The following is a 24,944-nucleotide window of genomic DNA, read 5'->3' on the forward strand; positions in this document are numbered from 1 at the left end:
CCGGAACAAATTCCGAAACAAAAAAGCCGTCTGGAAGCAGACGGCTTTCGGGGGCGATCGTGTCGGTGCGGACCAGGGTCATGAACCCATTATGCAGTCCCGCCGAATCGGTCGAGCGCCAGTTGTTGCAGCGTATGTCAGGCCGCCTGGCGGTTCAGTTCCTTGACCGCGGCGAGCACTTCGTCCACATGGCCCGGCACCTTCAGGCCGCGCCATTCGGCCCGCAGCACGCCATCCGGGCCGATCAGGAAGGTGCTGCGCTCGATGCCCTTGACCTTCTTGCCGTACATGATCTTGTTCTTGACCACGCCGAACATGTGGCACATCTTCTCTTCGGTGTCGGCGATGAGTTCGAAGGGCAGTTCGACCTTGGCCTTGAAGTCGTCGTGCGACTTCATGTTGTCGCGCGAGACGCCGAACACGGTGGCGCCGGCCTTCACAAACTCCTGGTAGTAGTCGCGGAACTGCATCGCTTCGGTGGTGCAGCCGGGCGTGTTGTCCTTCGGGTAGAAATACAGCACCATCGTGTGACCGAGGTGGGAGGTGTTGGAAACCTTGATTCCGTTCGTGGCGTTCGCTTCGAATTCGGGAATGAGCTTGTTGACAACGATCGCCATATGAGTTCTATTTCCTGTGACGGGACCTGGCCGTTGAAAAGCCGGGGGCGGGGACGCCGCAAAGGACGTCCTGCCGCAACACACCAGGCGCAAAAGCATCGCCGCTCGCTTTGCGCCACCCGGTAGCAACCGCTTATTTTACCATTCGCAGCCCGCTGCGCGGACCACGCATCGGATGGGAACGACCGCTTAAGGGGTTTCCAACAGCAGCGCGGCCACCACGCGCCGTCCTTCGCCCGCAAGGATGTTGTAGGTCCGGCAGGCGGCCGACGTGTCCATCGTCTCCAGGCCGATGCGCCGCGCGATCAGCGGCTGCAGCCAGGCCGGCGGCGGAAAGCGCAGCTTGAGCCCGCTGCCGAAGATCACCAGTTCCGCATCCAGTTCGGCGAGCCGCGCGAAGTGGTCCGGGCCCAGGTCCGCAAAGGTCGCGCAGTGCCAGTCGAAACGCTCGCCGCGGGCGCCGATCACGACGCTCTGCATGACCTTCTCGGTATCGATCGCGATCCAGCCGGGGCCGTAGCCGCCGATGGACTGCACGTCGAGCTTGTCGGGCTGGAGCTTCATGGATCAGGGAGGGGGATGAGCCGTCGGCGCGGGCCGTGGCAGGTGGCCGACGGGCAGGCGCCGGGTGCCGGAGGCGGCGGGGAACTGTGGTCCAATTATAGGTTTCCCCGCTGTTGCACCGCCCCCGGGAGGGACTTTGAAAGCGATCCAGAAATCCGCCAAGCTGGCCAACGTCCTCTACGACATCCGCGGTCCGATCATGGACCGCGCCAAGCAGATGGAGGAAGAGGGCCAGAAGATCATCAAGCTCAACATCGGCAACCTGGCGGTGTTCGGCTTCGATGCGCCCGAAGAAGTGCAGCAGGACATGATCCGCAACCTGCCGAATTCGGCAGGTTACTCGGACAGCAAGGGCATCTTCGCCGCGCGCAAGGCGGTGATGCACTACACCCAGGAGCAGGGCGTCGAGGGCGTGACGCTCGAGGACATCTACCTCGGCAACGGCGCCTCCGAACTGATCGCGATGGCGACCAACGCGCTGCTCGACGACGGCGACGAGCTGCTGGTGCCGATGCCCGACTACCCGCTCTGGACCGCCTGTACCAGCCTGTCGGGCGGTACGCCGGTCCACTACCGCTGCGACGAGGCCAACGGCTGGATGCCCGACCTGGCCGACATCCGCGCGAAGATCACCCCGCGCACCAAGGGCATCGTCGTCATCAACCCGAACAACCCGACCGGCGCGCTGTATTCCGACGAATTGCTGAAGGGCATCGTCGCGATCGCACGCGAGCACGGCCTGGTGCTGCTGGCCGACGAGGTCTACGACAAGGTGCTGTACGACGACGTGCGCCACACCGCGATCGCCAGCCTGTCGGAGGACGTGCTGACGCTCACCTTCAATTCGCTGTCGAAGAGCTACCGGTCGTGCGGCTACCGCGCCGGCTGGATGGTGGTGTCGGGCGACAAGAAGGCGGGCCGCGACTACATCGAGGGCCTGAACATGCTCTCGAACATGCGGCTGTGCGCCAACGTGCCGGGCCAGTGGGCGGTGCAGACCGCGCTCGGCGGCTACCAGAGCATCAATGAACTGGTCGGCCCCGGCGGCCGGCTGCGGCGCCAGCGCGACCTGGCCTACGAACTGATCACCGCGATCCCGGGCGTCAGCTGCGTCAAGCCGCAGGCGGCGCTCTACATGTTCCCCCGCCTCGACCCGGCGGTCTACCCGATCAGGGACGACCGGCAGTTCTTCCTGGAGCTGCTGCAGGAAACCCGGGTGATGCTGGTGCAGGGCACCGGCTTCAACTGGCCCGATCCGGACCATTTCCGGATCGTGTTCCTGCCGCACGAGGACGATCTGCGCGAGGCCATCGGCCGCATCGCCAAGTTCCTCGAAAGCTATCGAAAGCGTAGCGCCTGACGCAAGCTGCACCGGCGCTCGACCCGTTTTTCCATCTCACAATTCCAAGAGTTCCATGAAACCGATTCAAGTGGGCCTGCTGGGCATCGGCACCGTCGGCAGCGGCACCTTCAACGTGCTGCGCCGCAACCAGGAAGAGATCCGCCGCCGCGCCGGCCGCGGCATCGAGATCACGATGGTCGCCGACCTCGACACCGAACGCGCTCGCGCTGCGGTGGGCGAAGGCGTGCAGGTGGTCGGCGACGCCCGCCAGGTGGTCGCCAACCCCGAGATCGACATCGTGGTCGAGCTGATCGGCGGCTACGGCATCGCCAAACAGCTGGTGATGGACGCCATCGCCGCCAGCAAGCACGTGGTGACGGCCAACAAGGCCCTGCTCGCGGTGCACGGCACCGAGATCTTCGAGGCGGCGCACAAGAAGGGCGTGATGGTCGCGTTCGAGGCCGCGGTCGCCGGCGGCATCCCGATCATCAAGGCGCTGCGCGAAGGCCTGACCGCCAACAGCATCCAGTGGCTCGCCGGCATCATCAACGGCACCACCAACTTCATCCTGTCGGAGATGCGGGACAAGGGCCTGGACTTCGACGTGGTGCTGAAGGAAGCCCAGCGCCTCGGCTATGCCGAAGCCGACCCGACCTTCGACATCGAGGGCGTGGACGCCGCGCACAAGGCCACGCTGATGTCGGCGATCGCCTTCGGTATCCCGGTGCAGTTCGACAAGGCGCACGTCGAGGGCATCACAAAGCTCGGCGCACAGGACATCCGCTATGCCGAACAACTGGGGTACCGCATCAAGCTGCTGGGCATCGCCAAGCGTCGGGACAATGGCATCGAACTGCGGGTGCACCCCAGCCTGGTGCCGGCCAAGCGGCTGCTCGCCAACGTCGAGGGCGCGATGAACGCGGTGATGGTGCAGGGCGACGCCGTCGGCACCACGCTCTACTACGGCAAGGGCGCCGGCAGCGAGCCGACCGCCAGCGCGGTGATCGCCGACCTGGTGGACATCGCCCGCCTGCACACCGCCGACCCCGGCAACCGCGTACCGCATCTCGCCTTCCAGCCGGACGCGATGAGCGACCTGCCGGTGCTGCCGATGGCCGACGTGGTCACCGGCTACTACCTGCGGCTGCGCGTGGCCGACCAGGCCGGCGTGCTGGCCCGCGTGACCGGCCTGCTGGCCGACGCCGGCATCAGCATCGACGCGGTGCTGCAGCGCGAGGCCGACGAAGTGGCGGGCGAGGGCGCGACGCAGACCGACGTGATCATCCTGACCCACGACACCCGCGAAGGCACGATGGACGCCGCCATCGCCCAGATGCAGGCGCTGCCGACCGTGCTGGCGCCGATCGTGCGCATCCGCAAGGAAGAGCTGGCCTGATGCAATACCTCTCCACCCGCGGCCACCCGGACCGCAAGCGCTTCTCCGACATCCTGCTCGAAGGCCTGGCGCCCGACGGCGGCCTGTACCTGCCGGAGCACTACCCGCAGGCCGATGCCGCGACGCTGCGGCAATGGCGCACCGTGTACGACCAGCAGGGCTACGCCGCACTGGCATTCGAGATCCTGTCGCTCTACATCGACGACATTCCGGCGGCCGACCTGAAGGCGATCTGCGAGAAGACTTACACCCAGGAAGTCTTCGGCACGAAGGAAATCGTGCCGCTGCGCGAACTGGAGGACGGCGTGTACCTGGAGGCGCTGTCGAACGGCCCGACGCTCGCCTTCAAGGACATGGCGATGCAGCTGCTTGGCAACCTGTTCGAGTACGAGCTGGGCCGCCGTGGCGAGGAACTCAACATCCTCGGCGCGACCAGCGGCGACACCGGTAGCGCCGCCGAATACGCGATGAAGGGCAAGCGCGGGGTGCGCGTGTTCATGACTTCGCCCAAGGGCCGGATGAGCCCGTTCCAGCAGGCGCAGATGTTCAGCCTGCAGGACGCCAACATCCACAACCTGGCAATCGACGGCGTGTTCGACGACTGCCAGGACATCGTGAAGGCGGTGTCGAACGACCTGGATTTCAAGCGCCAGTACAAGATCGGCACGGTCAACTCGATCAACTGGGCGCGGCTGCTGGCGCAGGTGGTGTACTACTTCGCCGGCTACTTCCAGGCGAGCCGCAGCAACGACCAGAAGGTCAGCTTCTCGGTGCCGAGCGGCAACTTCGGCAACGTCTGCGCCGGCCACGTGGCGCGGATGATGGGCCTGCCGATTGCGCGGCTGGTGGTGGCGACCAACGAGAACGATGTGCTCGACGAGTTCTTCCGCACCGGCGTGTACCGGGTGCGCGGCAGCGCCGACACGCACGAGACCTCCAGCCCGTCGATGGACATCAGCAAGGCGAGCAACTTCGAGCGTTTCGTGTTCGACCTGCTCGACCGCGACGGTGCGGAAGTGAAGCGGTTGTTCCAGGACGAGCTGGGCCGCCACGGCAAGTTCGAGCTGCACGAGCACCGCTCCTTCGCCGACGCCTCGGGCAAGTACGGCTTCGCGAGCGGACGCAGCACCCATGCCGACCGGCTGGCGACGATTCGCGACACCTGGACGCGCTTCGCCACCATGATCGACACCCACACCGCCGACGGCCTGAAGGTGGCGCGCGAGCAGCTGCAGCCCGGCGTGCCGATGGTGGTGCTGGAAACCGCGCTGCCGATCAAGTTCGCCGCGACCATCGTCGAGGCGCTCGGCCAGCAGCCGGAGCGGCCGGCGCAGTTCGAGGGCATCGAGGAACTGCCCAAGCGAGTGACCGAACTGCCGGCCGACACGGCGGCGGTGCAGGCGTACATCGCCGCGCACTGCGCCTGAGCGGACGCGTGCTGGCGGCACTTCGGTCTGTGGCGGATGCATACACAGCCGCCAAGTCGAACGGCTGCGTCTCGTTTTGCTTCGAAAATCGGCCATTTGCGCAGGCAGGACGTGCGCCACGTGCTATGAAAAGATGAGCGAACAGCAATGCGCGTCGTAGGCTTCGCCGGCTATTCCGGCGCCGGCAAGACCACGCTGCTGGAGCAGGTGGTGCGCCTGCTGGCGACCGGCGGCGCCCGCGTCGCGGTCATCAAGCACGCCCACCACCGCTTCGACATCGACCACGAAGGCAAGGACAGCTGGCGCCACCGCAAGGCCGGCGCGCAGGAAGTGCTGGTGGTGTCGGACATCCGCATGGCGCTGATGCGCGAATTCCTCGCGCCGCGCGAGCCCGAGGTGCATGCGCTGATCGCCGAGATCGACCCGGCGACCGACTGGCTGCTGGTCGAGGGCTTCCGCGGCAGCGACCTGCCGAAGATCGAGGTGTGGCGCGCGCCGTCGCCCGACTTCGACGCCCGGCCGGCGCGCTACCCCGACGACCCGCAGGTGCGGGCGATCTGCACCGACGCGACCCGCGACCGGCTGCCGGTGCCGACCGACCTGCCGCTGCTCGACTGGACCGACGCGCCCGCCGTCGTCGCCTGGATGCAGGCGCACGCTGCGGCCTTCGACTACTGCCCGCCGGCGGGCGCATCGGCATCCTGAAAGGCAGCGCCTGCGCACCGTGCAGCGCGCCGCCAAGAGCCGCCAGCAGGCGCCCCGGCATCCTGCCGCACCCGAACTCCTGATTCCATAGCGCACTGCGCAGGCCCCACCTGCGCAAAATCATGATTCGCCTCCGAATCTTCCGGTTGCGGCACCACGCCCCGCCGCGCCGACAATCGGGGCATGACTGAACCCCTTTCCCCCGCCGCCGCCCAGCCGCTGTCGGCCGGCGCGCCCCGCAAGGCGCTCACCCCGCTCGACGACGCACTGGCCGAGCTGCTGTCGCATGCCGCGCCGCTCGGCGCGCTTGAATCCGTCTCCACCTTCGACGCCGACGGCCGGGTGCTGGCCGAGGACCTGCGGTCCGCCCTGCAGGTGCCGCCGCAGGACAACAGCGCGATGGACGGCTACGCGGTCCGCGCGGCCGACATCGCCGCCGCCGGCACCGTGCTGCCGGTCGCCCAGCGCATCGCGGCCGGCCAGGCGCCGCAGCCGCTGGCCGCCGGCACGGCCGCCCGCATCTTCACCGGCGCGCCGATCCCGCCGGGCGCCGACGCCGTCGTGATGCAGGAGCACTGCACCGCCCTGGACGGCGGCGCGGCCGTCCGCATCGACCGACCGGCCGCCGCCGGCACCGCGATCCGCCGCGCCGGCGAGGACGTGGCGCTCGGCGCCGTCGTGCTGTCGCGCGGCACCCGCCTGACCCCCGGCGCGCTCGGCATGGCCGCGAGCATCGGCCGGGCAGAGCTGACCGTCGCCCGCCGGCCGCGCGTCGCACTCTTTTCCACCGGCGACGAGCTGGTCATGCCTGGCGAGGTGCCGCCCGAGGCGATGCCGCCCGGCGCGATCTACCACTCCACCCGCTTCTTGCTGCGCGCGCTGCTGCAGCGCGCCGGCTGCGCCGTGACCGACCTGGGCATCGTGCCCGACCGGTTCGACGCGACGGTCGAGGCGCTGCGCGGCGCCGCCGCGTCGCACGACCTGGTGCTGACCAGCGGCGGCGTCTCGGTCGGCGAGGAGGACCACGTCAAGCCCGCCGTGCAGGCGCTGGGCGAGCTCACGCTCTGGCAGATGGCGATGAAGCCCGGCAAACCCTTCGCCTACGGCCGCGTGGCTGGCGCGCATTTCATCGGCCTGCCGGGCAACCCGGTCTCCAGCTTCGTGACCTTTTTGATGATGGTGCGGCCCTTCGTGCTGGCGCTGCAGGGCGCGGCCCGTGTCGCGCCGCAGCCGATGCGGCTGCCGGCCCATTTCGCCTGGCCCAAGGCCGACCCGCGGCGCGAATTCCTGCGCGTGTCGCGCAACGACCAGGGCGGGCTGGAGCTGTTCGCCCACCAGGGCTCCGGCGTGCTGACCTCGGTAGTCTGGGGCGACGGGCTGGTGGACAACCCGCCGTCCACCCCCATCGCGCACGGCGACCTGGTGCGCTTCCTGCCCTTCGCGGAGCTGCTGGCATGACGACGACAACGACCACGACGACGACCGACACGCCCACCCCCCGGACCCTGACCGTGCGCTACTTCGCCTCGGTCCGCGAGGCCGTCGGCACCGGCAGCGAACACCTGCAGACCGCCGCCGCGACTGCCGGCGCGTTGCGCGACGAACTGATCGCCCGCGGCGCCCCCTGGGCCGACGCCCTGGCCCGCGGCCGCGCCGTGCGCATCGCCGTGGACCAGACGATGGCGCGCGACGACGCACCGCTCGCCGGCGCGGCCGAGGTCGCGTTCTTCCCGCCGGTGACGGGGGGCTGAGCGATGGCGGATACGCAGCGACACCCGCAGCAGCCACGCGTGGCGGTCCAGACCGCCGACTTCGACCTGAGCGACGAGGTCGCCCGCCTGCGCGCCGGCGACGGCGGCGTGGGCGCGGTGGTCGCTTTCGTCGGCACCGTACGCGACCGGGGCGGCGACCTCACCGTGTCGGCGATGGAGCTGGAGCACTACCCCGGCATGACCGAGAAGTCGATCGAGGCGATGGTCGACGCGGCCCACGCCCGCTTCGACATCCGCGCCGCCCGGGTGGTGCACCGCATCGGCCTGCTGCAGCCGCAGGACCAGATCGTGCTGGTCGCCGTCGCCTCGGCCCACCGCGGCGAGGCGTTCCAGGCATGCGAGTTTCTGATGGATTATTTGAAGACCCAGGCGCCGTTCTGGAAGAAGGAGACGACGCCGGAGGGGGCGCGGTGGGTGGATGCGCGGGTGGCGGATGATGCGGCGTTGGCGCGGTGGGGGATTGAGGTGTCGCGGAATTGATGGACTTACTATGACCGCCTTCGGCCAGAAGCAGTCATCGGAAATGCACCTTTCAAGCGGCACGGATGAAAGAGACTTCGCGATCACCGCCGCGTATTTTCATCTCGGCTTAGAAGCAGGCATTTTCTGTGTCGAGCAAGTTCGAGATTGGGCACTCGCGATAGTCGAATGCGCGGTGCGCGCCGCCACTTGAAATTGTCGAGGTTTTGGCGAGTAGAAACCTTCTCAATTTGATTGAGGCGCTAAAGGCCGTTCCCGGTGTTAGGGATGTCGAGTCGGCTGCTAGATAGCTGTTGTATACACTGAACCGCGAGCTTGCCTCCGATGGTCATGGAGCGAGGACGGTGCTATAGCAGGTGCTTCAAATCGCTCAGTCGACTGGTCTAGATGAGGAGATCCGGTTTGCATTCGATGGCATTGATGACAGCTTCGCGCTGGCACAGTCAGGCACTTACGGGACGTTTGAGGACTGCAAGAGCGAGCTGCTGACCGCCTTGTTGCGGTGGGGAGCAACACCGGCTTTGCATCTTTCCTAACTTCTGCTTCGGAGCGTCACCATGGTCGGCTTTGGGCCCAAGGCAGCCCCGCTCCGGTTAGCGATTTTAACCAGATAAGCCAATTAAAATTGGTTGCCAAACAAAGAATGAGGCTATTATAGTAATTATGAAAAAAGTGGCCCTGGTTTTGACCGCTTTGGTCTGTGGACTGTTTGGGATTATGCTCGGATCATTTGCCATTGAAGGTCTTGTGGCGCAAGAATCAGCGCGCTCATGGCCAACTACTGCGGGGGTTGTGCGCTCAGAAAAAATTCATCCATCTAACGGACGCATGGGGCTGCACTGGTGTGTTAGCTGGAGTTACGAATACACAATAAACGGAAAAATTTATACTGGTGATCGGCGAACATTTGGAGCATTCGATTGCCATAGAAGGCGGAAAAATGCTGAAAATGAAGCGCATTCACTTCCTGTCGGTACCCGCGTCGTGGTTTTTTACCAGCCAGAAGCGCCGTCCAATGCAACTCTAAGCGCGACAAGCGAAAGCTCGTTCCTTTGGTGGCTTTTTGTCGCCGTCGCTGCAGCCTTCGTAACGATAGCTGTGTTGATAGTCTTTCAGTCGAAAAAACTAGACATGAAATTAGTGCGTAGCGACGCGAAAGAAACTTAGCAGTCTGCTTTGGGCCCAAAGCAGACTTTTGATTCGCTCAAAGGCGTACACAGGACCACGCCCAATGCTAGGCTGGGCGCGTTTGCAGCGCCCGTTTGGTCGCCAATAACCGAGCAAGCATATTCGCGTCATTGTGGAGTATTTTGGGCGACTTGCCGAAGTCCAGCCACGCATGCTCTGAAACCCACTCACTATTGCCCCACGTCGATTTTTGGGACGGACTCTTCGGAGTTGGCTTCTCCGCGATGCTATGACCATCCTCAAGATGGTTTAACTCAAAACCTCTGCTCCCCAGCCGGAACCAGAGCGTTACCAAAGATACAGCGCCCGGGGGCGCCTCGCCCGCAACTGTTGATCCCTGCTCTGCCGCCATTGAAGTGGCTCCAAAAGGCAGCATGCTGCCAGATAAACCTGGGCTGGAATGCGATGGCGCATGACCGCTCTTGGCCGAAAGCGGTCATCGGATAGATTCAATTCAAAGAATATAAGTCGCTCTTGTCGACCTATCGATCAATTTGGCGCTTCGGTGTCATATCGGAAGCGCAATTGAATCCACGCTGGGCTGTTGACAGTGCACCTGCCGCCCGTTGCACTTCTATTTCCTGCTGCGCCAGTCCCCCCTGCGCCCGGAAGACCGCATCACTCTGCAAACGCGCCACAGCCGCAGCCCCCACCAGCATCCCCGCCTCCACATCGCTCGGCCAGTGCACGCCGCAGATCGCCCGGCTCTGCGCATATTGCCGGCCGCGGTGCAGCAGCGCATCCGCGCGGTCGGGCGCGATGCCGGTCAGCACCAGCGCCCAGGCCCAGCCGATGGCGGCGTGGCCGGAGGGGTAGGAGCCGTCTTTCGACAGTGAGGCTTCCTCGTCCGGCGTGCAGCTCGGCGCGTTCAGGGCGGCGTAGGGGCGGGTGCGGCGGTAATGGTCCTTGGCGGCGTAGGTCGGACCGGCGGCATCGACGAGGGTGCGGCGCAGCAGGGTGTAGAGGTGCGGCGTCGCGGTTTCCGACACTTGGACGCCCAGCGCGCAGGCGAATGCGTTGGCGGCGGCGGGGAAGTGCAGGTCGGCGTCGCGCACCGCCAGCGCGCCGCGCGGGGTGGCACGCAGGGCGCCCAATTCCTGCAGGCCGGCCAGGTCGGCGGCGAAGGCGGGCGTGCCTGCGGCGGGCGGGGGCGGCAGCAGCGCGCGGCTGTCGGGCCAGGCGGTGCGGGGCAGGTAGCCGTTGAGGTAGCCGGGCCACATCTCGCCGATGGCGGCGGGGTCGGTCGGGGGGAGGGCGGTTGCCGGCGCGGCGGCAGGGACGGTGGCGACCGCCGGGGCGGGCGGCGCGGCCGGTGCAGGCGTGGTCGCCAGCGGGCCGCACGCCGCGGCCAGGGCCGCACCACCCGCCAGCAGCAGCGCCCGGGCGGCGGTGCGCGCCGTCATCACTGCGGCTGGAATCCGCTGGTGCGGATGATCCGGGTCCACGACTGGGTATACGCCTTTTCGCGGGCTGCAAACTGCGCCTGCGGCAGGTAGCCGACGGCCAGGCCCAGGTTGGCGAAACGCTCGCGCACGTCCTGCATCGCCAGCACCTTGGCCATCGCGTCGGAAAAGCGGTCGATCACCGGCTGCGGCGTGCCGGCGGGCGCAAACACGCCGTAGTACGGCATGTCCTCCAGCCCCTTCAGGCCGAGTTCGGCGAAGGTCGGCACCTCGGGCAGCAGCGGCTGGCGGCGCTCGCCCACCACCGCGACGATGCGCAGCTTGCCGGCCTTCTGGTTCTCGATCAGGTCGGGCACCGAGCCGATGCCGGCGGGGATCTGGTTGCCCAGCATGTCGGCCACCATCGGCGCGCTGCCGCGGTAGGGCACCGGCTGCAGGTCGAGCTTGTTGGCGTCGGCCACCAGCTTGACGGTGAATTCGGGCGTACTGGCCGGCGCCGGGATGCCGACGCTGCTCTTGCCGCCCTGCGACTTCACCCAGGCGACGTATTCGGCATACGTCCGGGCGGGCGTGCCGCCCGACACGGCCAGCGCGTTGGCAAATGTGGCGAAGCCGGCGACCGGCACGAAGTCGCGGGCCGGCTCGAAGCCCGGGTTCTTCACCACCAGCGGCAGGACCGAGATGGTGTGGTCGTGCGTCACGAAGAAGGTGTGGCCGTCGGGTGCGGCCGCCTTCAGCGCCTGCGCGGCGATCTGGCCGCCGGCGCCGGCGCGGTTCTCGACGATCACGGTGTTGCCCAGCAGCGGCTGCAGCTTCTCGGCCAGGGTGCGGGCGATGGCGTCGGTGCCGCCGCCGGGCGGGAAGCCGACCAGGAGCCGCACGGGGGTGTCGGCCTGAGCGGTGCCGCCGGCGAGGCAGGCCAGCAGGCCGCCGAGGGCGAGAAGACGTCGTTGCATCGAGAACATGGAAAGGCTCCGTCGAAGGGGAAGACAGCGGGAAGGGCGAAAGGGGCGGACGTGTGGCGGCCGGGCCGCAGGTTGACATTCGGCAACTGTCGGCATCGGCAACGCTTGAATCATTTCTGCCGGTCCTCAATTGTTACGGCAACAGGAGATTCCCGATGCGAACCGACAAACTGACAACCAAATTCCAGGAAGCGCTGGCCGACGCGCAGAGCCTCGCCCTCGCCAACGACAACGCCTACATCGAACCCGCCCACCTGCTGGCCGCCATGCTGCGGCAGGAAGACGGCCCGCGCGCGCTGCTGGAGCGCGCCGGCACCAACGTGCCAGGCCTGCTGGCCGCGGCCGATGCGGCGATCAAGAAGCTGCCGCAGGTGCAGGGCCAGGACGTGACCGTGGGCCGCGACCTGGGCAGCCTGCTGCAGGCGACCGAGAAGGAGGCGCTCAAGCGCGGCGACCAGTTCGTCGCGGGCGAACTGTTCCTGCTGGCGGTGGCCGACGCCAAGACCGACATCGGCACCATCGCCAAGGCCAATGGCCTGACCCGCAAGTCGCTGGAAGCCGCGATCGAGGCGGTGCGCGGCGGCCAGGGCGTGGACAGCGCCGACGCCGAGGCGCAGCGCGGCGCGCTGAAGAAGTACACCCTCGACCTGACCGAGCGCGCCCGCGTCGGCAAGCTCGACCCGGTAATCGGCCGCGACGACGAGATTCGCCGCGCGATCCAGGTACTGCAGCGCCGCAGCAAGAACAACCCGGTGCTGATCGGCGAGCCTGGCGTCGGCAAGACCGCCATCGTCGAGGGGCTGGCGCAGCGCATCGTCGCGGGCGAGGTGCCGGAGTCGCTGAAGAACAAGCGGGTTCTGTCGCTCGACATGGCCGCGCTGCTGGCCGGCGCCAAGTTCCGCGGCGAGTTCGAGGAGCGGCTGAAGAGCGTGCTGAACGAGCTGGCCAAGGACGAGGGCCGCACCATCGTCTTCATCGACGAGCTGCACACGATGGTGGGCGCCGGCAAAGCCGAGGGCGCGATGGACGCGGGCAACATGCTGAAGCCCGCGCTCGCTCGCGGCGTGCTGCACTGCGTGGGCGCGACCACGCTCGACGAATACCGCAAGTACATCGAGAAGGACGCCGCGCTGGAGCGCCGGTTCCAGAAGATCCTGGTCGGCGAGCCGACGGTGGAAGCCACTATCGCGATCCTGCGCGGCCTGTAGGAGAAGTACGAGCTGCACCACCAGGTCGACATCACCGACCCGGCCATCGTCGCCGCGGCCGAGCTGAGCCACCGCTACATCACCGACCGCTTCCTGCCCGACAAGGCGATCGACCTGATCGACGAGGCCGCGGCCAAGATCAAGATCGAGATGGACTCCAAGCCCGAGGTGATGGACCGCCTCGACCGCCGCACCATCCAGCTGCAGATCGAGCGTGCCGCGGTGGAGCGCGAGAAGGACGAGGCTTCGCAGCGGCGGCTCGCGCTGCTGGACGAGGAGATCGCCCGGCTGCAGAAGGAATACGCCGACCTCGACGAGATCTGGCAGGCCGAGAAGGCCCAGGCCCAGGGCAGCGCGCACATCCGCGAGGAGCTGGACAAGCTGAAGTTCCAGATCGCCGAGCTGACCCGCAAGGGCGACTTCAACAAGGTCGCCGAGCTGCAGTACGGCCAGCTGCCCGCGCTGGAAAAGCGCCTGAACGATGCGCTGGACACCGAGTCGAGCAAGGGCGCATCGAACACGCCGCAGCTGCTGCGCACCCAGGTCGGCGCCGAGGAAATCGCCGAGGTGGTGTCGCGCGCGACCGGCATCCCGGTGGCCAAGATGCTGCAGGGCGAGCGCGACAAGCTGCTGCAGATGGAAGGCAAGCTGCACGAACGGGTGGTGGGCCAGGACGAGGCGGTGCGGGCGGTGTCGGATGCGATCCGGCGCTCGCGCTCGGGCCTGTCGGACCCGAACCGGCCGACCGGCAGTTTCCTGTTCCTCGGCCCCACCGGCGTCGGCAAGACCGAGCTGTGCAAGGCGCTGGCCGGCTTCCTGTTCGACAGCGAAGACCACCTGATCCGCATCGACATGAGCGAGTTCATGGAGAAGCATTCGGTGGCCCGGCTGATCGGCGCGCCGCCCGGGTACGTGGGCTACGAGGAGGGCGGCTACCTGACCGAGGCGGTGCGGCGCAAGCCCTACAGCGTGGTGCTGCTCGACGAGGTCGAGAAGGCCCACCCGGACGTGTTCAACATCCTGCTGCAGGTGCTCGACGACGGGCGCCTGACCGACGGCCAGGGCCGCACGGTGGACTTCAAGAACACCGTGATCGTCATGTCCAGCAACATCGGCTCGCCGATCATCCAGTCGATGGTCGGCCGGCCGAACGAGGAGGTGAAGGACGCGGTCTGGGACGAGCTGAAGAACTACTTCCGCCCCGAGTTCCTGAACCGGATCGACGAGACGGTGGTGTTCCACGCGCTCGACGCGAAGAACATCGAGTCGATCGCCGCGATCCAGCTGCGCACGCTGCAGCAGCGGCTCGCGAAGATGGAGCTGTCGCTCGACGTGTCGCCGGCCGCGCTGGCCGAACTCGCGAAGGTCGGCTTCGACCCTGTGTTCGGTGCGCGGCCGCTCAAGCGGGCGATCCAGCAGCGCATCGAGAACCCGCTGTCGAAGCTGCTGCTCGACGGCAGCTTCGGGCCGAAGGACACGATCCACGTGACCACCGACCCGATCCATGCGCCGGGCCGCTTCGGGTTCAGCCGCGACGGCCAGCCGCCGCTGGTGATGGACGCGACCGGGGAACCATCGGCACCGATGGCGTCCTAACCCGGCATGCTGATGAATTTCCTGCTCCGGGTGGTGCTGTTCGTGGTGGGCGCGGTGGTCGCGCTCAGCCTGGCGGCGCTGATGATGGTGCTTGCGATGGTCTGGATGCTGCGTGCCGGCTGGGCGCGGCTGACCGGCCGGCCGGTGATGCCGTGGACGATGCAGGTCGATCCGCTCGGCGGTTTCGCCCGCTACCGGGCGGCGCAGGCCCGGGCCGCACAGCCGGAAGAGCGCCGCTACCGGCCCGGCACCGAGCCGCTGCACATCCGCGGCGAGGGCGGCGACGTGACCGACGTCAAGGCCCGTCCGGTGCAGGACGGCCACTGACCGGCCCCACGCGCACCTTGCTATCGTTTGTATAGCTGGTGGCGCAGGAGGGACGGGCGAAGAAGCCGTATTTCCTTCATGAAAAGCCGACGACGGGGCCCGCGGCCCCGTCGTCATTTCCAGAAGCCGACGTGGCTTTCGCTCGCCTCGTCCACCAACGCCGGGCCGATGCAGTCGATCGGATGCGGCGAGGCGGCGAACACGTCGCGGCACGACAGTTCGGCGTCGCGCTGCTCGGCCCGCTCGCCGCGGAACACCCGCAGCCGCACCGCGTCGATGCCGAACACCACCCGGCCGACGTTGGACCAGAAGATCGCGCCGGCGCACATCACGCAGGGTTCGGCCGAGGAATACAGCGTGGCGGCGGCCATCTGCTCGCGGCTCCAGCGGGCGCTGGCTTGCCGCACCAGGTTGGTTTCGGCGTGGCCGGTGCAGTGGCCGGTCTCGGTGGTGTTGCAGTAGGCCTCGCCCATCGTCGTGCCGTCGGGCGCGACCAGCACCGCACCGAACGGCCGGTTGCCGCGCTGCCGGGCGACGCCCGCCCAGCGGATCGCATCGCGCAGGTAGCGGCCGTCGCGTGCGTCGAGTTGCGCGGGTACCGGCAGCGCTGCGGCGGCGCGGGGCGCGGCCATCGGCATCACGGCGGCGCTCATGCCTTGACGGCCCGGTCGGCCTGCGCCGGCAGGAAGCTGCGGTTGAAGAGCGCATCGGCCGACGGCCGGTTCTTCAGGCCGAACACCTCCACCACCTCGTCGACCTGTTGCTCCAACGTCAGTTTGCGGATGTCGCCGAGGCCGTGGCCGCGGGTGTCGGCGGCGGCCACGTACTGGGCGGTGATGCCCCAGCGCTGCAACTCGATCTTCTCGTCGAGGATCGGCTCGCGGCTGCGGATCGCGGCGATGCCGGCGGCCGGATCGACCAGCATCTCCTGGATGGCGCGGTTGGTGGCGCGCAAAAAGCCGGCGACCGCCTGCGGCTGCTGCACGATCAGCGCGTTGCTCGCGAGGATCGCGTTGCCGTAGAGGTTCACGCCCGCATCGGCGTACTTCAGCACCGCCAGGTCTTCCTGCTTCATGCGGGCGAACAGCGAGATGGCCGAGTCGTGGAAATAGGTGGCGGCATCGACATCGCCGCGCACCATCACGTTGTCGCGGGCCGAGAAGTCGGTGGTGGACCAGGCGAACAGATCGGACGGCAGGCGCTGCTTGCGCGCGACCATCGGCCAGGCGCGCCGGGTCGATTCGACGGCCGCGGCGGCGACCTTCTTGCCTTTCAGGCTCGCGAAGTCGGTGGCCACGCCACGGTCGCGCCGGCCGATGATCACGAACGGTGCGCGGTTGTAGTACTGGTAGACCGCCTGCACCGGCGGGGTACCCGGGTTCTGGGCGTTGAACTCGACCAGCGAGCTGATGTCGCCCAGCCCCATCGGATAGACGCCGCTGGCGATCCGGGTGATCGACGCGACCGAGCCGGCGCCCACGTCGATCGACACGTCCAGCCCTTCGGCGCGGTAGTAGCCCTTCTGCAGCGCCAGGAAGAACGGCGCGGTCTGGCCGTTGACGCGGAAGTCCAGGGTGAACTTGATCGGCACCAGCTTGCCGCCGGCGGGCGGCGCGGACTGGGCGTGCAGGCCCAGCGGTGCGAGGGCCGCGGCGAAGGCGGCAGCGGCGGGGGTGGCGAGGAAATGGCGGCGTTGCATGGCGGGCGCTCCGGGAAACGGCAGGCAGCTTGAGGAAACCGGTGCCGGAGGTGGCGCCGCGCCGTCTGCAGGCGGCTGCAGGGGCGAAGCGGTCACCGGCCGGCAGCCGGTGCATCAAGAGCAATTTCCGGGCGTCGCCTCCCCATCGGGGTGCGGGCGCTGAACGCTTCTACTCTCTCGCAGCGGGCTTTGCAGGTTGCATGCCAGCGTGGCCGGGCAGGGCCTGCGGGCAGCGGATGCGGCGGGCTGGCCCGGTCCTTGCACGCAGGGACGGCGAGAGTAGAAGCGTCCACCGTCCGTCCTGCCCCAGGCAGTGCGGGCGACCGGGAATTGCTCTCCGGACCCGCGCGGCGCGGCACCTCCGGAGGGCACGATGCACTCCTGTCGGGCATCACCGTCGCGCAGGAGCCGCCCATCCATCCTCTCGACGGAGTTTTCCGATGACGCTAGCCCTGATTTCCTCTGACGCCGTTTCCGCCCCGCACGACGCGGCCGACGCTTCCTCTTCCTCCTCCTCCTCCTCGGCCGTCTGGGCCGAACTGCAGAAGGAGTCGCGCATGGGCGCGCTCGGCGCCGAGACCGGTCGGCGCGAGATCCGCCGTATCAGCCTGGCCGACTTCGACCGCCGCCGCGACGAGATCGCCGCCCAGCTGTGGGATGCGGCGGTGGACGTGGGCTTTTTCCAACTGGTGGACCACGGCCTGCCGCTCGACACCATCCGCGCCGCCTTCGCCGAGGCCGAGCGCTTCTTCGCGCTGCCCGACGCGGTGAAGGCCCGCCGGCCGCTGCAGAAGGCGCTGAACGCTGGCTGGGAAAGCAAGGCGCAGGTGCGGCCCTCCACCGGCACGCCCGACCAGAAGGAGAGCTACCAGATCACCCGCCCGCACATGGACGGGCTGTGGCCGACCGAGGACGAACTGCCGGGCTTCCGCACCGCACTGCTCGCGTTCGAGGCGCAGAGCCGCGCGATCGGGATGCAAGTGTTGTCCTGCTTCGCGGACCGGCTCGGGCTGGCGCGCGACTTCTTCGACCGCGCCCACAACCCCGACAGCCCGCACTACCAGAGCACCCTGCGCCTGCTGCACTACTACGCCATCCCGCCCGAGGCGCAGGCCAACCTCGACCTGTGGCGCGCCGGTGCGCACACCGATTTCGACTGCCTGACGCTGCTCTACCAGCGCCAGGGCCAGGGCGGCCTGCAGGTCTGCCCCGGGAAGGAGATGGATGCGCAGGAATGGACCCCGATCCCGCCGGACGAGGACGCGATCACCTGCAACATCGGCGACATGCTGATGCGCTGGAGCGACGACCAGCTGCCGAGCAATTTCCACCGGGTGAAGAACCCGCTGCCCGGCGAATACATGGGCCCGCGCTACAGCTTGGCGTTCTTCTGCCAGGCCGACAAGGACGTGCTGATCGAGAGCCCGTCGGGCAAGTACCCGCCGATCACCGCCGGCGACTACCTGAAGCAGCGGGTGGCCGCGAACTTCAAGGCGTACTGATCGGGACGGGGCAGGGGCGCGGGCGGGCGGTCAGGCCGGCAGGCAGACCAGCTGCAGCCGCGGCGATTCGAGCTTCTCGGCGTAGAAGCCGTCGCGCGCGGGCGAGACCAGCGCCCGCAGGCCGCCCATCAGGTCCACCGTCTCGCCGGACTTGCGCTCGCGGTAGCACTTGCCGAGCGTCTCCACGCTGCGGCGCAGGGCGGCGGCCTGCGCCTTGTCGGTCTTCTCGAGCGCCTGGGCCTGCGCGGCCAGCCACTGCTCGTAGCCGGCGAGCGACTTGTCCTGCAGTTTGGCGTCCTCGGGGGCCGGGACCATGCTGGCATAGAGGGCGCGCAGGCTCTCGGCGCCGTCCTGCGCCAGCTTCAGGGCCACGTCGTAGTGGACTTCGTAGGCCGGCTGCCGGTACACCACCCGGCGGACCGCGTACTGCAGGGTGCCCTGGTCGCCGCCGAGCCGCCGCACCAGGTCGCGCGCCTGGGCGCTCGACGGGTCCTGCGCATAGTCCTCCTGCAGCGCCTTGGTGATCTGCTCGTCTTCCGGATAGGCCGGGCCGGCGGCCCGGCCCGGGGGCGTGCCCACCGGGTCGCAGCCGCTCAGGGCGGCCAGGGTGCCCAGCACCAGGGCGGTGCCGGTGCACCGGCGAAGGACAGGTCGAGCAGATCGGAAAAGGCGCATGGCGGGCAGAAGCGGGGCTGAAAAGGGCCGGCCAGTGTGCGCGAGGCCGGGCCGTGCGCGACGTGGGAAGGCTCCTACACGTCTCAAAACCGATGAAGTTGTGAGCAGGCGCTAATGGAAATATCCGGGGCCTGGCGGTCGCTCCGCGCCGTGGCGATGTTGGCGCATGCTTACGATAAATCTACCGTGGATTCAAGCGCTTTTGCCGATTTTCACGGTGCGGTCGGGCAGGGGCAAAACCGTGCCGGCAGGGTGCGACCGTCCTGAACAGGGCTTTACAACTAAGTCAGAACCGCTGCAGGACCCGGCCTACAGTGCGGCCACGGCCCGGGCACCGGCGCCGTTTTCCACACCACCGGGCCCTTGCGCTCGACCGACCCAGGAGTACGCATGAACAAGTTCACCGCCGCCACCATCGCCTCGGCACTCGCCCTCTGCGCCGCCTCGTCCTTCGCCCAGAGCGGCTCCGGCAGCATCCCCGGCATCGGCAAGGGCTCCGGCTCCGCCGGCTCCGACATCGTCAACAGCCGCATCACCGTGGCCGGCAACAAGGCCACCGACGTGATGGCCATCGGCGGCTCGGCCGGCGTGATGAAGCTGGCCGGCAGCGTCGACATGGCCGGTACCGCCAACGTCAACAGCGTGAACATCACCGGTTCCCGCCTGAACAACGCCGACATCACCGTCAGCAACAACGAAGCCACCGGCATCAAGGCGATCGGCGGTACCGCCAACGTCAACAGCGTGAACATCAACTAAAGGAGAAAGGCCGCCGCATGCCGCCGATGACGCGCCCGTCGCCCCCGCACCGCATCCGTCCGCTGGCCGCTGCCGCACTCGCGCTGGCCGGCGCCGCCAGCGTCTGGCCCTCGGCCGCCCCCGCACAGTCGGTGCTCGGCTGGAGCCAGGTGCAGCGCGCGGGCAGCCAGGTCGAGCAGAGCCGCGCCACGGTCGCGGGCAACCGGGCCGATGGACCGGTCTCCGCGACGGGCGGGGTGCTGTCGTCGGGCTCGGGCGTGGTCGGCGCGCTGGCGCTGTCGGCCCAGGCCCAGGCGAACGCCATCGGACTGACCGGCGTGGAGGCGCGCAACGCGCGGCTGCAGGTGCTGCAGAACCAGGTCGGCGGCTTCGTCGAGGCGCTCGGCGGCACGGCTGCCGCCAACAGCGTGCTGGTATCGGCCGGCGGCGGCCGCCAGCCACTGACCGACAGCCAGCTCGTCCTGAGCGGCAACCGCGCCGGCCGGGTGCAGGCGACCGGCGGCATCGCCAGCGCGGCTGCAGGCCTGGGTGCGGTGCAGGTCGGCGCGCAGGCGCTGGCCAACAGCATCGGCGCCGACCAGACGGCGCTGCGCAGGGTGCAGGCGACGCTCGCCGACAACCGTGGCGACGGTGTGGGCGCCCTCGGCGGCACGGCACGGGCCAACGGCCTGTTCGCCGCCCGCAGCACGCTCGACGATGTGCGGGTCACCCAGACGGGCAACATCGCCCAGGAGATTTCGGCCGCAGGCGGCAGCGCCAGCCTCGGCTACGGCGCCGTCGCGCAGGCGGGCCTGGACGGCAGCGCCGCGGCGAACGCGGTGCTCGCGACGCAGAGTCGGATCGCCGGCGCCACCTTCCAGCAGCAGGACAACACCGCCCGCAACCTGTCGGCGCGCGGCGGCGCGGCCTGGGCCAACAGCATCGGCCTGCAGCAGGTCGATGGCGACCTGCGCCAGTACCGCGCATCGGTCGCGGGCAATACCGCCGACGGCGTGCGTTCCGAAGGCGGTGCCGCCTCGGTGGCCGGCGGAGTGCTGGCGGAGCTGCAGGTCGCGTCGCTCGCGCTGGCGAATGCGGTGTCGGTCCAGCAGGGCCAGCTGCGCGGGTCCGCGCAGCACACCGTCACCGGCAACCGTGCGCAGGACATCGTCGCCCGGGGCGGCGCCGCGGCGGCTAACAGCCTCTGGCTGGCCGATGCGACGCTGCAGGACACCGACGTGCGCATCGACGGCAATACGGCACGCGGCGTGCAGTCCGGCGGCTTCTCGGGCAGCGTGGCCGGCGGGCTGGGCGCCTCGGCCCGGCAGAACGGCAGCGCCACTGCCAACAGCGTGGCGGTCGCCGGCTCCGAGGTGCGCGGTGCGGCGCTCACGCTGTCGAACAACACGGCCACCGACCTGTCCGCCCAGGGCGGCGCTACCCAGGCCAACGCGATCAGCGTGGAGCGCGGCGACGGCGGTGCATCCCGGCTGGCCGCGCGCACCACGGTCACCGGCAACACGGCATCGCAGATGTCGTCGCGCGGCAGCAGCGCCTCGGTCGCGGCAGGACTCGCCAGCGCCGACAGCAATGCCCGCGCCGCGGCCAACGCGGTCGTGCTGAAGGACGATGCGCAGGTCGACTGCGGATCGCCGCTCGCGCTGTCCACCAACACGGCGCGCGGCATCACGGGCCATGGCGGCACCGCGCTGGTCAATGCGCTGGCGCTCTACCGCGGCGCGCGGCTCGGCGCCAGCCCGGTCACGATTTCCGGCAACACCGCGACCGACGTGGCCAGCGGCGGCGGCAGCGGCCAGGCGGTCGGCATCGGGTCCGCGAAGAACGGCATCGCCGTCGCCAACGGCCTGTACATGGAAGGCTCTGGCGCAGTGCGGCTGCAGGAGTCGCCGCTGACCGTCTCCGGCAACACCGCCGCGGCGCTGAACGCCGACGGCGGCCGGATCAACGCCAATGCGGTCGCGCTCAACGGCGCGGCCGACGTGCAGGGCAGCCGGCTGACCGTCGGCGGCAACACGGCGCGCGGGATCCGCAGCCGGGGGCAGGAAGGCACCGTCGCCGGCGTGGCGGTGATCGACCGTGGCGTCGGCACCGCCAGCGCCAACGCGCTGCAGGTGCTCGGGCGGCTGCAGTCGGCAGCGCTCACGCTCACCGGCAACACGGCGACGGACGTGTCGGCAGAGCAGGGCTTGGCGCTCGCGAACGCCGCCACGGTGGACGACGGTGCGCGGGTCGAGGGCGGCAGCACCACCATCGCCGGCAACACCGCATCCGGCGTGCAGGCGGCCGACGGACGGACTGCCACCGCCAACAGCGTCTACCACCAGGGCCGCGCGGCCGACACGCAGGTCGCGGTGACCGGCAACCGCGGCGGCGCGCAGGCGGGCGGCGGCAAGGACGCGACCGCCAACAGCGTGCGCAACCGCGACGGCGCCCGCATGACGGGCGGCAACGTCACCGTCGCCGGCAACCAGGGCAACGCCGCGCGCGGCGGCACCGTCAACAGCGTGGACAACCAGGGCCGGCTCGAAGGCGGCAGCATCACCGTGCTGAACAACCGCGGCTCGGCGGCCGACGGCGGCATTGCCAACAGCGTGGCCAACGACGGCCGCATCGCCGGCGGCCGCATCGCGATCATCGGCAACCAGGGCGACGCGCGCGGCGACGGTAGCCTGGCGAATGCGGTCTCCAACGCCGGGCGCATCGTGGACAGCAACATCCTGATCGCCGGCAACACCGGCAGCGCGAGCGGCGGCGGCATGGCAAACGCGGTGCGCAACAAGGGCCGCATTTCGGGGGCGAGCATCACCATCAGCAACAACCGCGGCACAGCATCGGGCGGCGGCGTCGTCAACAGCGTGGACAACCGCGGCACGCTGACCGGGCGGGTCGTGATCGCCGGCAACAGCGGATCGGCCTCGAACGGCGGCACCGCGAATTCGCTGGTCAACCACGGGACGATGAGCGGACGTGTCGCGATCGTCGGCAATCGGGGCAGCGCCGCGGGCGGCACGGTGAACTCGGTCGTGAACCGCGGAGTCATCACCGGCGCCGTAACAATTGCAGGCAATGGGGGTGGGGCGGTGAGCGGTATAACGACCAACACCGTACGCACCAGCATGGGCGGGGTGCTCACCGGATCGGCCGCCGTGTCCGCCGGCATCCCGAGCGTCGCCAATCCGGGCATCACCACCCTGCGGCCCTCCACCGGCGTCATCAACCATTCGGTGACCGTGGGGCCGGTGACCAACCGGGTCAACCTCTAGAACGACCGATCGGCGAGGAGCACACGATGGATTCGCAACACCCATTTCCGCGCGCGGCGCTGCGCGGGCTCGGCCTGGCCGCGCTGGTGCTGGGCGTCACCGCGGCCCAGGCGCAGCTGGTGAACTACGGTGGGCCGATGGCGGCCTACAAGGACCAGCGCGACGGCGGCATCAAGCTGCTCGACAGCGTGACGCCCGGCGTCGCGGCCAAGACCACCGTCAACCGGGCGCTGCTGCGCAGCCAGGTCACCGACCAGGCCGCGCTGGTGCAGCCCGACGGCACCCTGAAACTGCCGGCCGACCAGACCAACCTGGTCGTGCGCACCGGCTACGACAACGTCACGCAGGGCGCGGACGGCGTGGTGCGCATCGCCAGCCCCAGCATCCAGGGCAACGTGACCGGCAACGTGGTGCTGTTCGTCGACGGCAAGGGCGTCGAGAACATCACCGTGCTCAACAACGGCCGCTGAGCGCGCAGCGCGCGCCACGCACGGCGCCGGCACACCGCTTCGGGAGGGGAGCGTGCCGGCCGCCCCGGCCTCGGGTTTCCAACCACCTGCATCCGCCAGCATGACAACGAAGAACAACGCCAGCAGATTCCGATCCACCCTGTTCCGCACCGCCACGCTCAGCCTCGCGGCCGCGCTGCTCGCCGGCTGCGCCAACACCGCCAACACCCTGCGCGACGCCGACGACCTGTACGCCGAGCGCGAGGCGGCCAAGGCGCTGCCGACCGCCAACCTCAGCACCTATGCGAATGCGCTGCAGCGCTTCGGCTACATGCTCGACATCTACAAGGATGGCGATCCGGTGGTCTACATGCAGACCCGCAACATCCTGGACGCGACCAACCTGTCGAGCCCGTTCGTCGGCGCCGAGATCCCAGGCGACATCACCGAGATGGTCCGCACCGCGGTCAACCGCATCGGCGCGCGGGTGGTGTACGTGCCGTTCCATCCGGACTACCTGATCTCGCAGGCGCAGCTCGGCGCGAAGTTCGGCGTGACCATGCCCGACTACCTGATCACCGGCGCGCTCACCGAGTTCGACCGGGCGCTGTCCGGCGCGGGCCGCTCCAACACCGCGTCGGCCACCTTCGGCAGCGGCCGCGGCGAGACGGTGCTGGGCGCCAACCTGACCCGCACCGCCATCCTGTCGGCGCTGGCGCTCGACCTGAACCTGGTGAGCTTCAGTACCCAGCAGATGGTGCCGCGGGTGCAGGCCTCGAACGTGGTGAAGGTGCTCAACTTCAGCAGCGAGAACAACGCGAGCCTCGGCTTCTACGGCGACTCCTTCGGCTTCAAGATGGAAGGCAAGTACCTGCAGGGGCGCCATTCCGCGATCCGCACGCTGGTCGACCTGAGCGTGCTGGAACTCGTCGGCAAGGCCACTAATACGCCGTACTGGCGCTGCATTCCCAATGGCCGTCCCGACCCGATCGTGATGGAGAACATGCGCATCGCCTTCAACGGCCTGACGCCGGAACTCAAGCTCGGCATGGTGCAGGTGATGCTCGCCAAGTACGGCGAGCCGGTGGCGGTGACACGCCAGCTCGACGAGCCGACCCGGCTGGCGATCCGCAACGTCTACACCACGCGGTTCCCGCAGTTCGGCGACACGGTGGACGTGCTGTCGTGGCAAGGCTTCGAGCCGCTTTTCTTCAACGTGCCGATGCCGTGGGAAGCGACGACCGCCTCCGCCGGCGCCGTGGCCGCGCCGGTGGTGCTGCGCCCCGACGCGGCAGGCGCCGCGCCGGCTGCGGCCCCGGCCACACCGGCTCCGGCGAGGACCGGCGCATGACCGCCGCTGCGAAGCCGCCGTTCCGCCGCTGGGCCGCCTGCGCCGTCGCCGGTGCCGCATGGGCGCTGGCGGCCGGGGCGCAGGCCCAGCCGGCGGTGCTGACCGGCACCATCACCGGGCCGGGTGTCGCCGTCGGTACCGGCGCCGGCACGCCGGCGGCATCGGTGACCGGCATCGGATCGGTCAGTGCCGAGGCGGCCCGTGCCGCCGCCGCCAGCGGGGCTGCCGGGCCGGCCGGCACCGCCGCCGCGGCGGG

22 protein-coding genes and 2 pseudogenes are annotated in these 24,944 nt (G+C 68.9%); 17 read left to right on the plus strand and 7 right to left on the minus strand.

Translation table 11 applies throughout. The features are described from left to right. Positions 1-137: 137 nt before the first annotated feature. The gene (locus tag QZ500_RS05180; protein ID WP_295851733.1) at positions 138-617 is read right to left on the minus strand and encodes a peroxiredoxin; all 480 of its coding nucleotides are present in this window, start codon (positions 615-617) and stop codon (positions 138-140) included. Between the two features lie 189 nt (positions 618-806). Beyond that, on the minus strand, positions 807-1,181 hold the full coding sequence (locus tag QZ500_RS05185) for an Mth938-like domain-containing protein (RefSeq protein WP_295851736.1): 375 nt from the start codon (positions 1,179-1,181) through the stop codon (positions 807-809). Between the two features lie 136 nt (positions 1,182-1,317). Here QZ500_RS05185 and QZ500_RS05190 point away from each other — a divergent pair, with 136 nt between their 5' ends. The 9 genes from QZ500_RS05190 to QZ500_RS05230 all read left to right on the plus strand — a co-directional run bounded on the left by QZ500_RS05190 (position 1,318) and on the right by QZ500_RS05230 (position 9,470). Continuing rightward, the gene (locus tag QZ500_RS05190; protein WP_295851738.1) at positions 1,318-2,541 is read left to right on the plus strand and encodes a pyridoxal phosphate-dependent aminotransferase; all 1,224 of its coding nucleotides are present in this window, start codon (positions 1,318-1,320) and stop codon (positions 2,539-2,541) included. A gap of 55 nt (positions 2,542-2,596) precedes the next feature. After that, the gene (locus QZ500_RS05195; RefSeq protein ID WP_295851741.1) at positions 2,597-3,919 is read left to right on the plus strand and encodes a homoserine dehydrogenase; all 1,323 of its coding nucleotides are present in this window, start codon (positions 2,597-2,599) and stop codon (positions 3,917-3,919) included. After that, positions 3,919-5,346 carry a threonine synthase gene (gene thrC / locus QZ500_RS05200; protein WP_295851744.1) on the plus strand — a complete coding sequence of 476 codons (1,428 nt, stop codon included), beginning with the start codon at positions 3,919-3,921 and terminating at the stop codon, positions 5,344-5,346. Before QZ500_RS05195 ends, thrC begins: the two co-directional genes overlap by 1 nt. Positions 5,347-5,493: 147 nt before the next feature. Next, entirely contained in the window at positions 5,494-6,051 is a 558-nt protein-coding gene (gene mobB / locus QZ500_RS05205) for a molybdopterin-guanine dinucleotide biosynthesis protein B (RefSeq protein ID WP_295851747.1), read from the plus strand. Positions 6,052-6,234: 183 nt separating this feature from the next. Beyond that, positions 6,235-7,509: a gephyrin-like molybdotransferase Glp gene (glp, locus tag QZ500_RS05210; RefSeq protein WP_295851751.1), complete on the plus strand. Its 1,275-nt coding sequence runs from the start codon at positions 6,235-6,237 to the stop codon at positions 7,507-7,509. Continuing rightward, a complete protein-coding gene (gene moaD, locus QZ500_RS05215; RefSeq protein WP_295851754.1) occupies positions 7,506-7,802 on the plus strand; it encodes a molybdopterin converting factor subunit 1 in 297 nt (98 codons plus the stop codon). The genes glp and moaD overlap by 4 nt, the downstream gene beginning before the upstream one ends. Before the next feature lie 3 nt (positions 7,803-7,805). After that, a complete protein-coding gene (locus QZ500_RS05220) occupies positions 7,806-8,303 on the plus strand; it encodes a molybdenum cofactor biosynthesis protein MoaE (protein WP_295851757.1) in 498 nt (165 codons plus the stop codon). A 10-nt stretch (positions 8,304-8,313) separates the two neighbouring features. Further along, positions 8,314-8,496, plus strand: a complete 183-nt coding sequence (locus tag QZ500_RS05225; protein ID WP_295851760.1) for a hypothetical protein — start codon at positions 8,314-8,316, stop codon at positions 8,494-8,496. A 470-nt stretch (positions 8,497-8,966) separates the two neighbouring features. Further along, positions 8,967-9,470 (plus strand): DUF3592 domain-containing protein, encoded by a 504-nt coding sequence (locus tag QZ500_RS05230; protein WP_295851762.1) that lies wholly within the window; start codon positions 8,967-8,969, stop codon positions 9,468-9,470. Between the two features lie 503 nt (positions 9,471-9,973). On the opposite strand, the gene QZ500_RS05235 is transcribed toward QZ500_RS05230, so the two are convergent. Further along, positions 9,974-10,894: a phosphatase PAP2 family protein gene (locus QZ500_RS05235; protein WP_295851765.1), complete on the minus strand. Its 921-nt coding sequence runs from the start codon at positions 10,892-10,894 to the stop codon at positions 9,974-9,976. After that, entirely contained in the window at positions 10,894-11,850 is a 957-nt protein-coding gene (locus QZ500_RS05240) for a Bug family tripartite tricarboxylate transporter substrate binding protein (protein ID WP_295851769.1), read from the minus strand. Before QZ500_RS05240 ends, QZ500_RS05235 begins: the two co-directional genes overlap by 1 nt. Before the next feature lie 164 nt (positions 11,851-12,014). Between QZ500_RS05240 and clpB the strand changes: the two are divergent. Then, a pseudogene (clpB, locus tag QZ500_RS05245) lies at positions 12,015-14,663 on the plus strand (ATP-dependent chaperone ClpB). 12 nt (positions 14,664-14,675) lie between these two features. After that, entirely contained in the window at positions 14,676-14,990 is a 315-nt protein-coding gene (locus tag QZ500_RS05250; RefSeq protein ID WP_295851771.1) for a hypothetical protein, read from the plus strand. Between the two features lie 113 nt (positions 14,991-15,103). Here QZ500_RS05250 and QZ500_RS05255 read toward each other — a convergent pair whose 3' ends face one another. Both QZ500_RS05255 and QZ500_RS05260 read right to left on the minus strand, forming a co-directional pair. Then, on the minus strand, positions 15,104-15,622 hold the full coding sequence (locus QZ500_RS05255) for a nucleoside deaminase (RefSeq protein WP_295851788.1): 519 nt from the start codon (positions 15,620-15,622) through the stop codon (positions 15,104-15,106). 17 nt (positions 15,623-15,639) lie between these two features. Continuing rightward, on the minus strand, positions 15,640-16,689 hold the full coding sequence (locus tag QZ500_RS05260; RefSeq protein WP_295851773.1) for an ABC transporter substrate-binding protein: 1,050 nt from the start codon (positions 16,687-16,689) through the stop codon (positions 15,640-15,642). Positions 16,690-17,246: 557 nt separating this feature from the next. Between QZ500_RS05260 and QZ500_RS05265 the strand changes: the two genes are divergently transcribed. Next, the gene (locus QZ500_RS05265) at positions 17,247-18,191 is read left to right on the plus strand and encodes a 2OG-Fe(II) oxygenase family protein (RefSeq protein ID WP_295851791.1); all 945 of its coding nucleotides are present in this window, start codon (positions 17,247-17,249) and stop codon (positions 18,189-18,191) included. 30 nt (positions 18,192-18,221) lie between these two features. Here the strand turns inward: QZ500_RS05265 and QZ500_RS05270 are convergent, their stop codons facing one another. After that, positions 18,222-18,809 carry a hypothetical protein gene (locus QZ500_RS05270; protein ID WP_295851775.1) on the minus strand — a complete coding sequence of 196 codons (588 nt, stop codon included), beginning with the start codon at positions 18,807-18,809 and terminating at the stop codon, positions 18,222-18,224. Positions 18,810-19,256: 447 nt separating this feature from the next. Between QZ500_RS05270 and QZ500_RS05275 the strand changes: the two genes are divergently transcribed. From QZ500_RS05275 to QZ500_RS05295, 5 genes and pseudogenes are all read left to right on the plus strand, one after another. Beyond that, complete coding sequence (locus QZ500_RS05275; RefSeq protein WP_295851776.1) at positions 19,257-19,625, plus strand: hypothetical protein; 369 nt, start codon at positions 19,257-19,259, stop codon at positions 19,623-19,625. Positions 19,626-19,642: 17 nt separating this feature from the next. Continuing rightward, the gene (locus tag QZ500_RS05280) at positions 19,643-22,888 is read left to right on the plus strand and encodes a hypothetical protein (protein ID WP_295851779.1); all 3,246 of its coding nucleotides are present in this window, start codon (positions 19,643-19,645) and stop codon (positions 22,886-22,888) included. A 26-nt stretch (positions 22,889-22,914) separates the two neighbouring features. Beyond that, positions 22,915-23,358, plus strand: coding sequence for a hypothetical protein (locus QZ500_RS05285; protein ID WP_295851781.1), 444 nt, complete (start codon positions 22,915-22,917; stop codon positions 23,356-23,358). A 100-nt stretch (positions 23,359-23,458) separates the two neighbouring features. Beyond that, positions 23,459-24,688 carry a hypothetical protein gene (locus tag QZ500_RS05290; RefSeq protein ID WP_295851784.1) on the plus strand — a complete coding sequence of 410 codons (1,230 nt, stop codon included), beginning with the start codon at positions 23,459-23,461 and terminating at the stop codon, positions 24,686-24,688. Next, positions 24,685-24,944: pseudogene (locus QZ500_RS05295) on the plus strand (hypothetical protein); the annotation flags it as partial. The gene QZ500_RS05290 and the pseudogene QZ500_RS05295, both read left to right, overlap by 4 nt.

The organism is uncultured Xylophilus sp. (assembly GCA_913776965.1).
In the GTDB taxonomy this organism is placed as follows: Bacteria; Pseudomonadota; Gammaproteobacteria; order Burkholderiales; family Burkholderiaceae_C; genus Xylophilus.

Excerpts from the sequence above, each read along its gene's own strand:
- QZ500_RS05235 (WP_295851765.1), bottom strand. The coding sequence starts at position 10,894 with ATGACGGCGCGCACCGCCGCCCGGGCGCTGCTGCTGGCGGGTGGTGCG.
- QZ500_RS05290 (WP_295851784.1), top strand. The coding sequence starts at position 23,459 with ATGACAACGAAGAACAACGCCAGCAGATTCCGATCCACCCTGTTCCGC.
- QZ500_RS05280 (WP_295851779.1), top strand. The coding sequence starts at position 19,643 with ATGCCGCCGATGACGCGCCCGTCGCCCCCGCACCGCATCCGTCCGCTG.
- QZ500_RS05250 (WP_295851771.1), top strand. The coding sequence starts at position 14,676 with ATGAATTTCCTGCTCCGGGTGGTGCTGTTCGTGGTGGGCGCGGTGGTC.
- QZ500_RS05285 (WP_295851781.1), top strand. The coding sequence starts at position 22,915 with ATGGATTCGCAACACCCATTTCCGCGCGCGGCGCTGCGCGGGCTCGGC.
- thrC (WP_295851744.1), top strand. The coding sequence starts at position 3,919 with ATGCAATACCTCTCCACCCGCGGCCACCCGGACCGCAAGCGCTTCTCC.
- glp (WP_295851751.1), top strand. The coding sequence starts at position 6,235 with ATGACTGAACCCCTTTCCCCCGCCGCCGCCCAGCCGCTGTCGGCCGGC.
- QZ500_RS05180 (WP_295851733.1), bottom strand. The coding sequence starts at position 617 with ATGGCGATCGTTGTCAACAAGCTCATTCCCGAATTCGAAGCGAACGCC.
- QZ500_RS05230 (WP_295851762.1), top strand. The coding sequence starts at position 8,967 with ATGAAAAAAGTGGCCCTGGTTTTGACCGCTTTGGTCTGTGGACTGTTT.
- QZ500_RS05240 (WP_295851769.1), bottom strand. The coding sequence starts at position 11,850 with ATGCAACGACGTCTTCTCGCCCTCGGCGGCCTGCTGGCCTGCCTCGCC.
- moaD (WP_295851754.1), top strand. The coding sequence starts at position 7,506 with ATGACGACGACAACGACCACGACGACGACCGACACGCCCACCCCCCGG.
- QZ500_RS05220 (WP_295851757.1), top strand. The coding sequence starts at position 7,806 with ATGGCGGATACGCAGCGACACCCGCAGCAGCCACGCGTGGCGGTCCAG.
- mobB (WP_295851747.1), top strand. The coding sequence starts at position 5,494 with ATGCGCGTCGTAGGCTTCGCCGGCTATTCCGGCGCCGGCAAGACCACG.
- QZ500_RS05260 (WP_295851773.1), bottom strand. The coding sequence starts at position 16,689 with ATGCAACGCCGCCATTTCCTCGCCACCCCCGCCGCTGCCGCCTTCGCC.
- QZ500_RS05185 (WP_295851736.1), bottom strand. The coding sequence starts at position 1,181 with ATGAAGCTCCAGCCCGACAAGCTCGACGTGCAGTCCATCGGCGGCTAC.
- QZ500_RS05275 (WP_295851776.1), top strand. The coding sequence starts at position 19,257 with ATGAACAAGTTCACCGCCGCCACCATCGCCTCGGCACTCGCCCTCTGC.
- QZ500_RS05255 (WP_295851788.1), bottom strand. The coding sequence starts at position 15,622 with ATGGCCGCGCCCCGCGCCGCCGCAGCGCTGCCGGTACCCGCGCAACTC.
- QZ500_RS05265 (WP_295851791.1), top strand. The coding sequence starts at position 17,247 with ATGGGCGCGCTCGGCGCCGAGACCGGTCGGCGCGAGATCCGCCGTATC.
- QZ500_RS05225 (WP_295851760.1), top strand. The coding sequence starts at position 8,314 with ATGACCGCCTTCGGCCAGAAGCAGTCATCGGAAATGCACCTTTCAAGC.
- QZ500_RS05195 (WP_295851741.1), top strand. The coding sequence starts at position 2,597 with ATGAAACCGATTCAAGTGGGCCTGCTGGGCATCGGCACCGTCGGCAGC.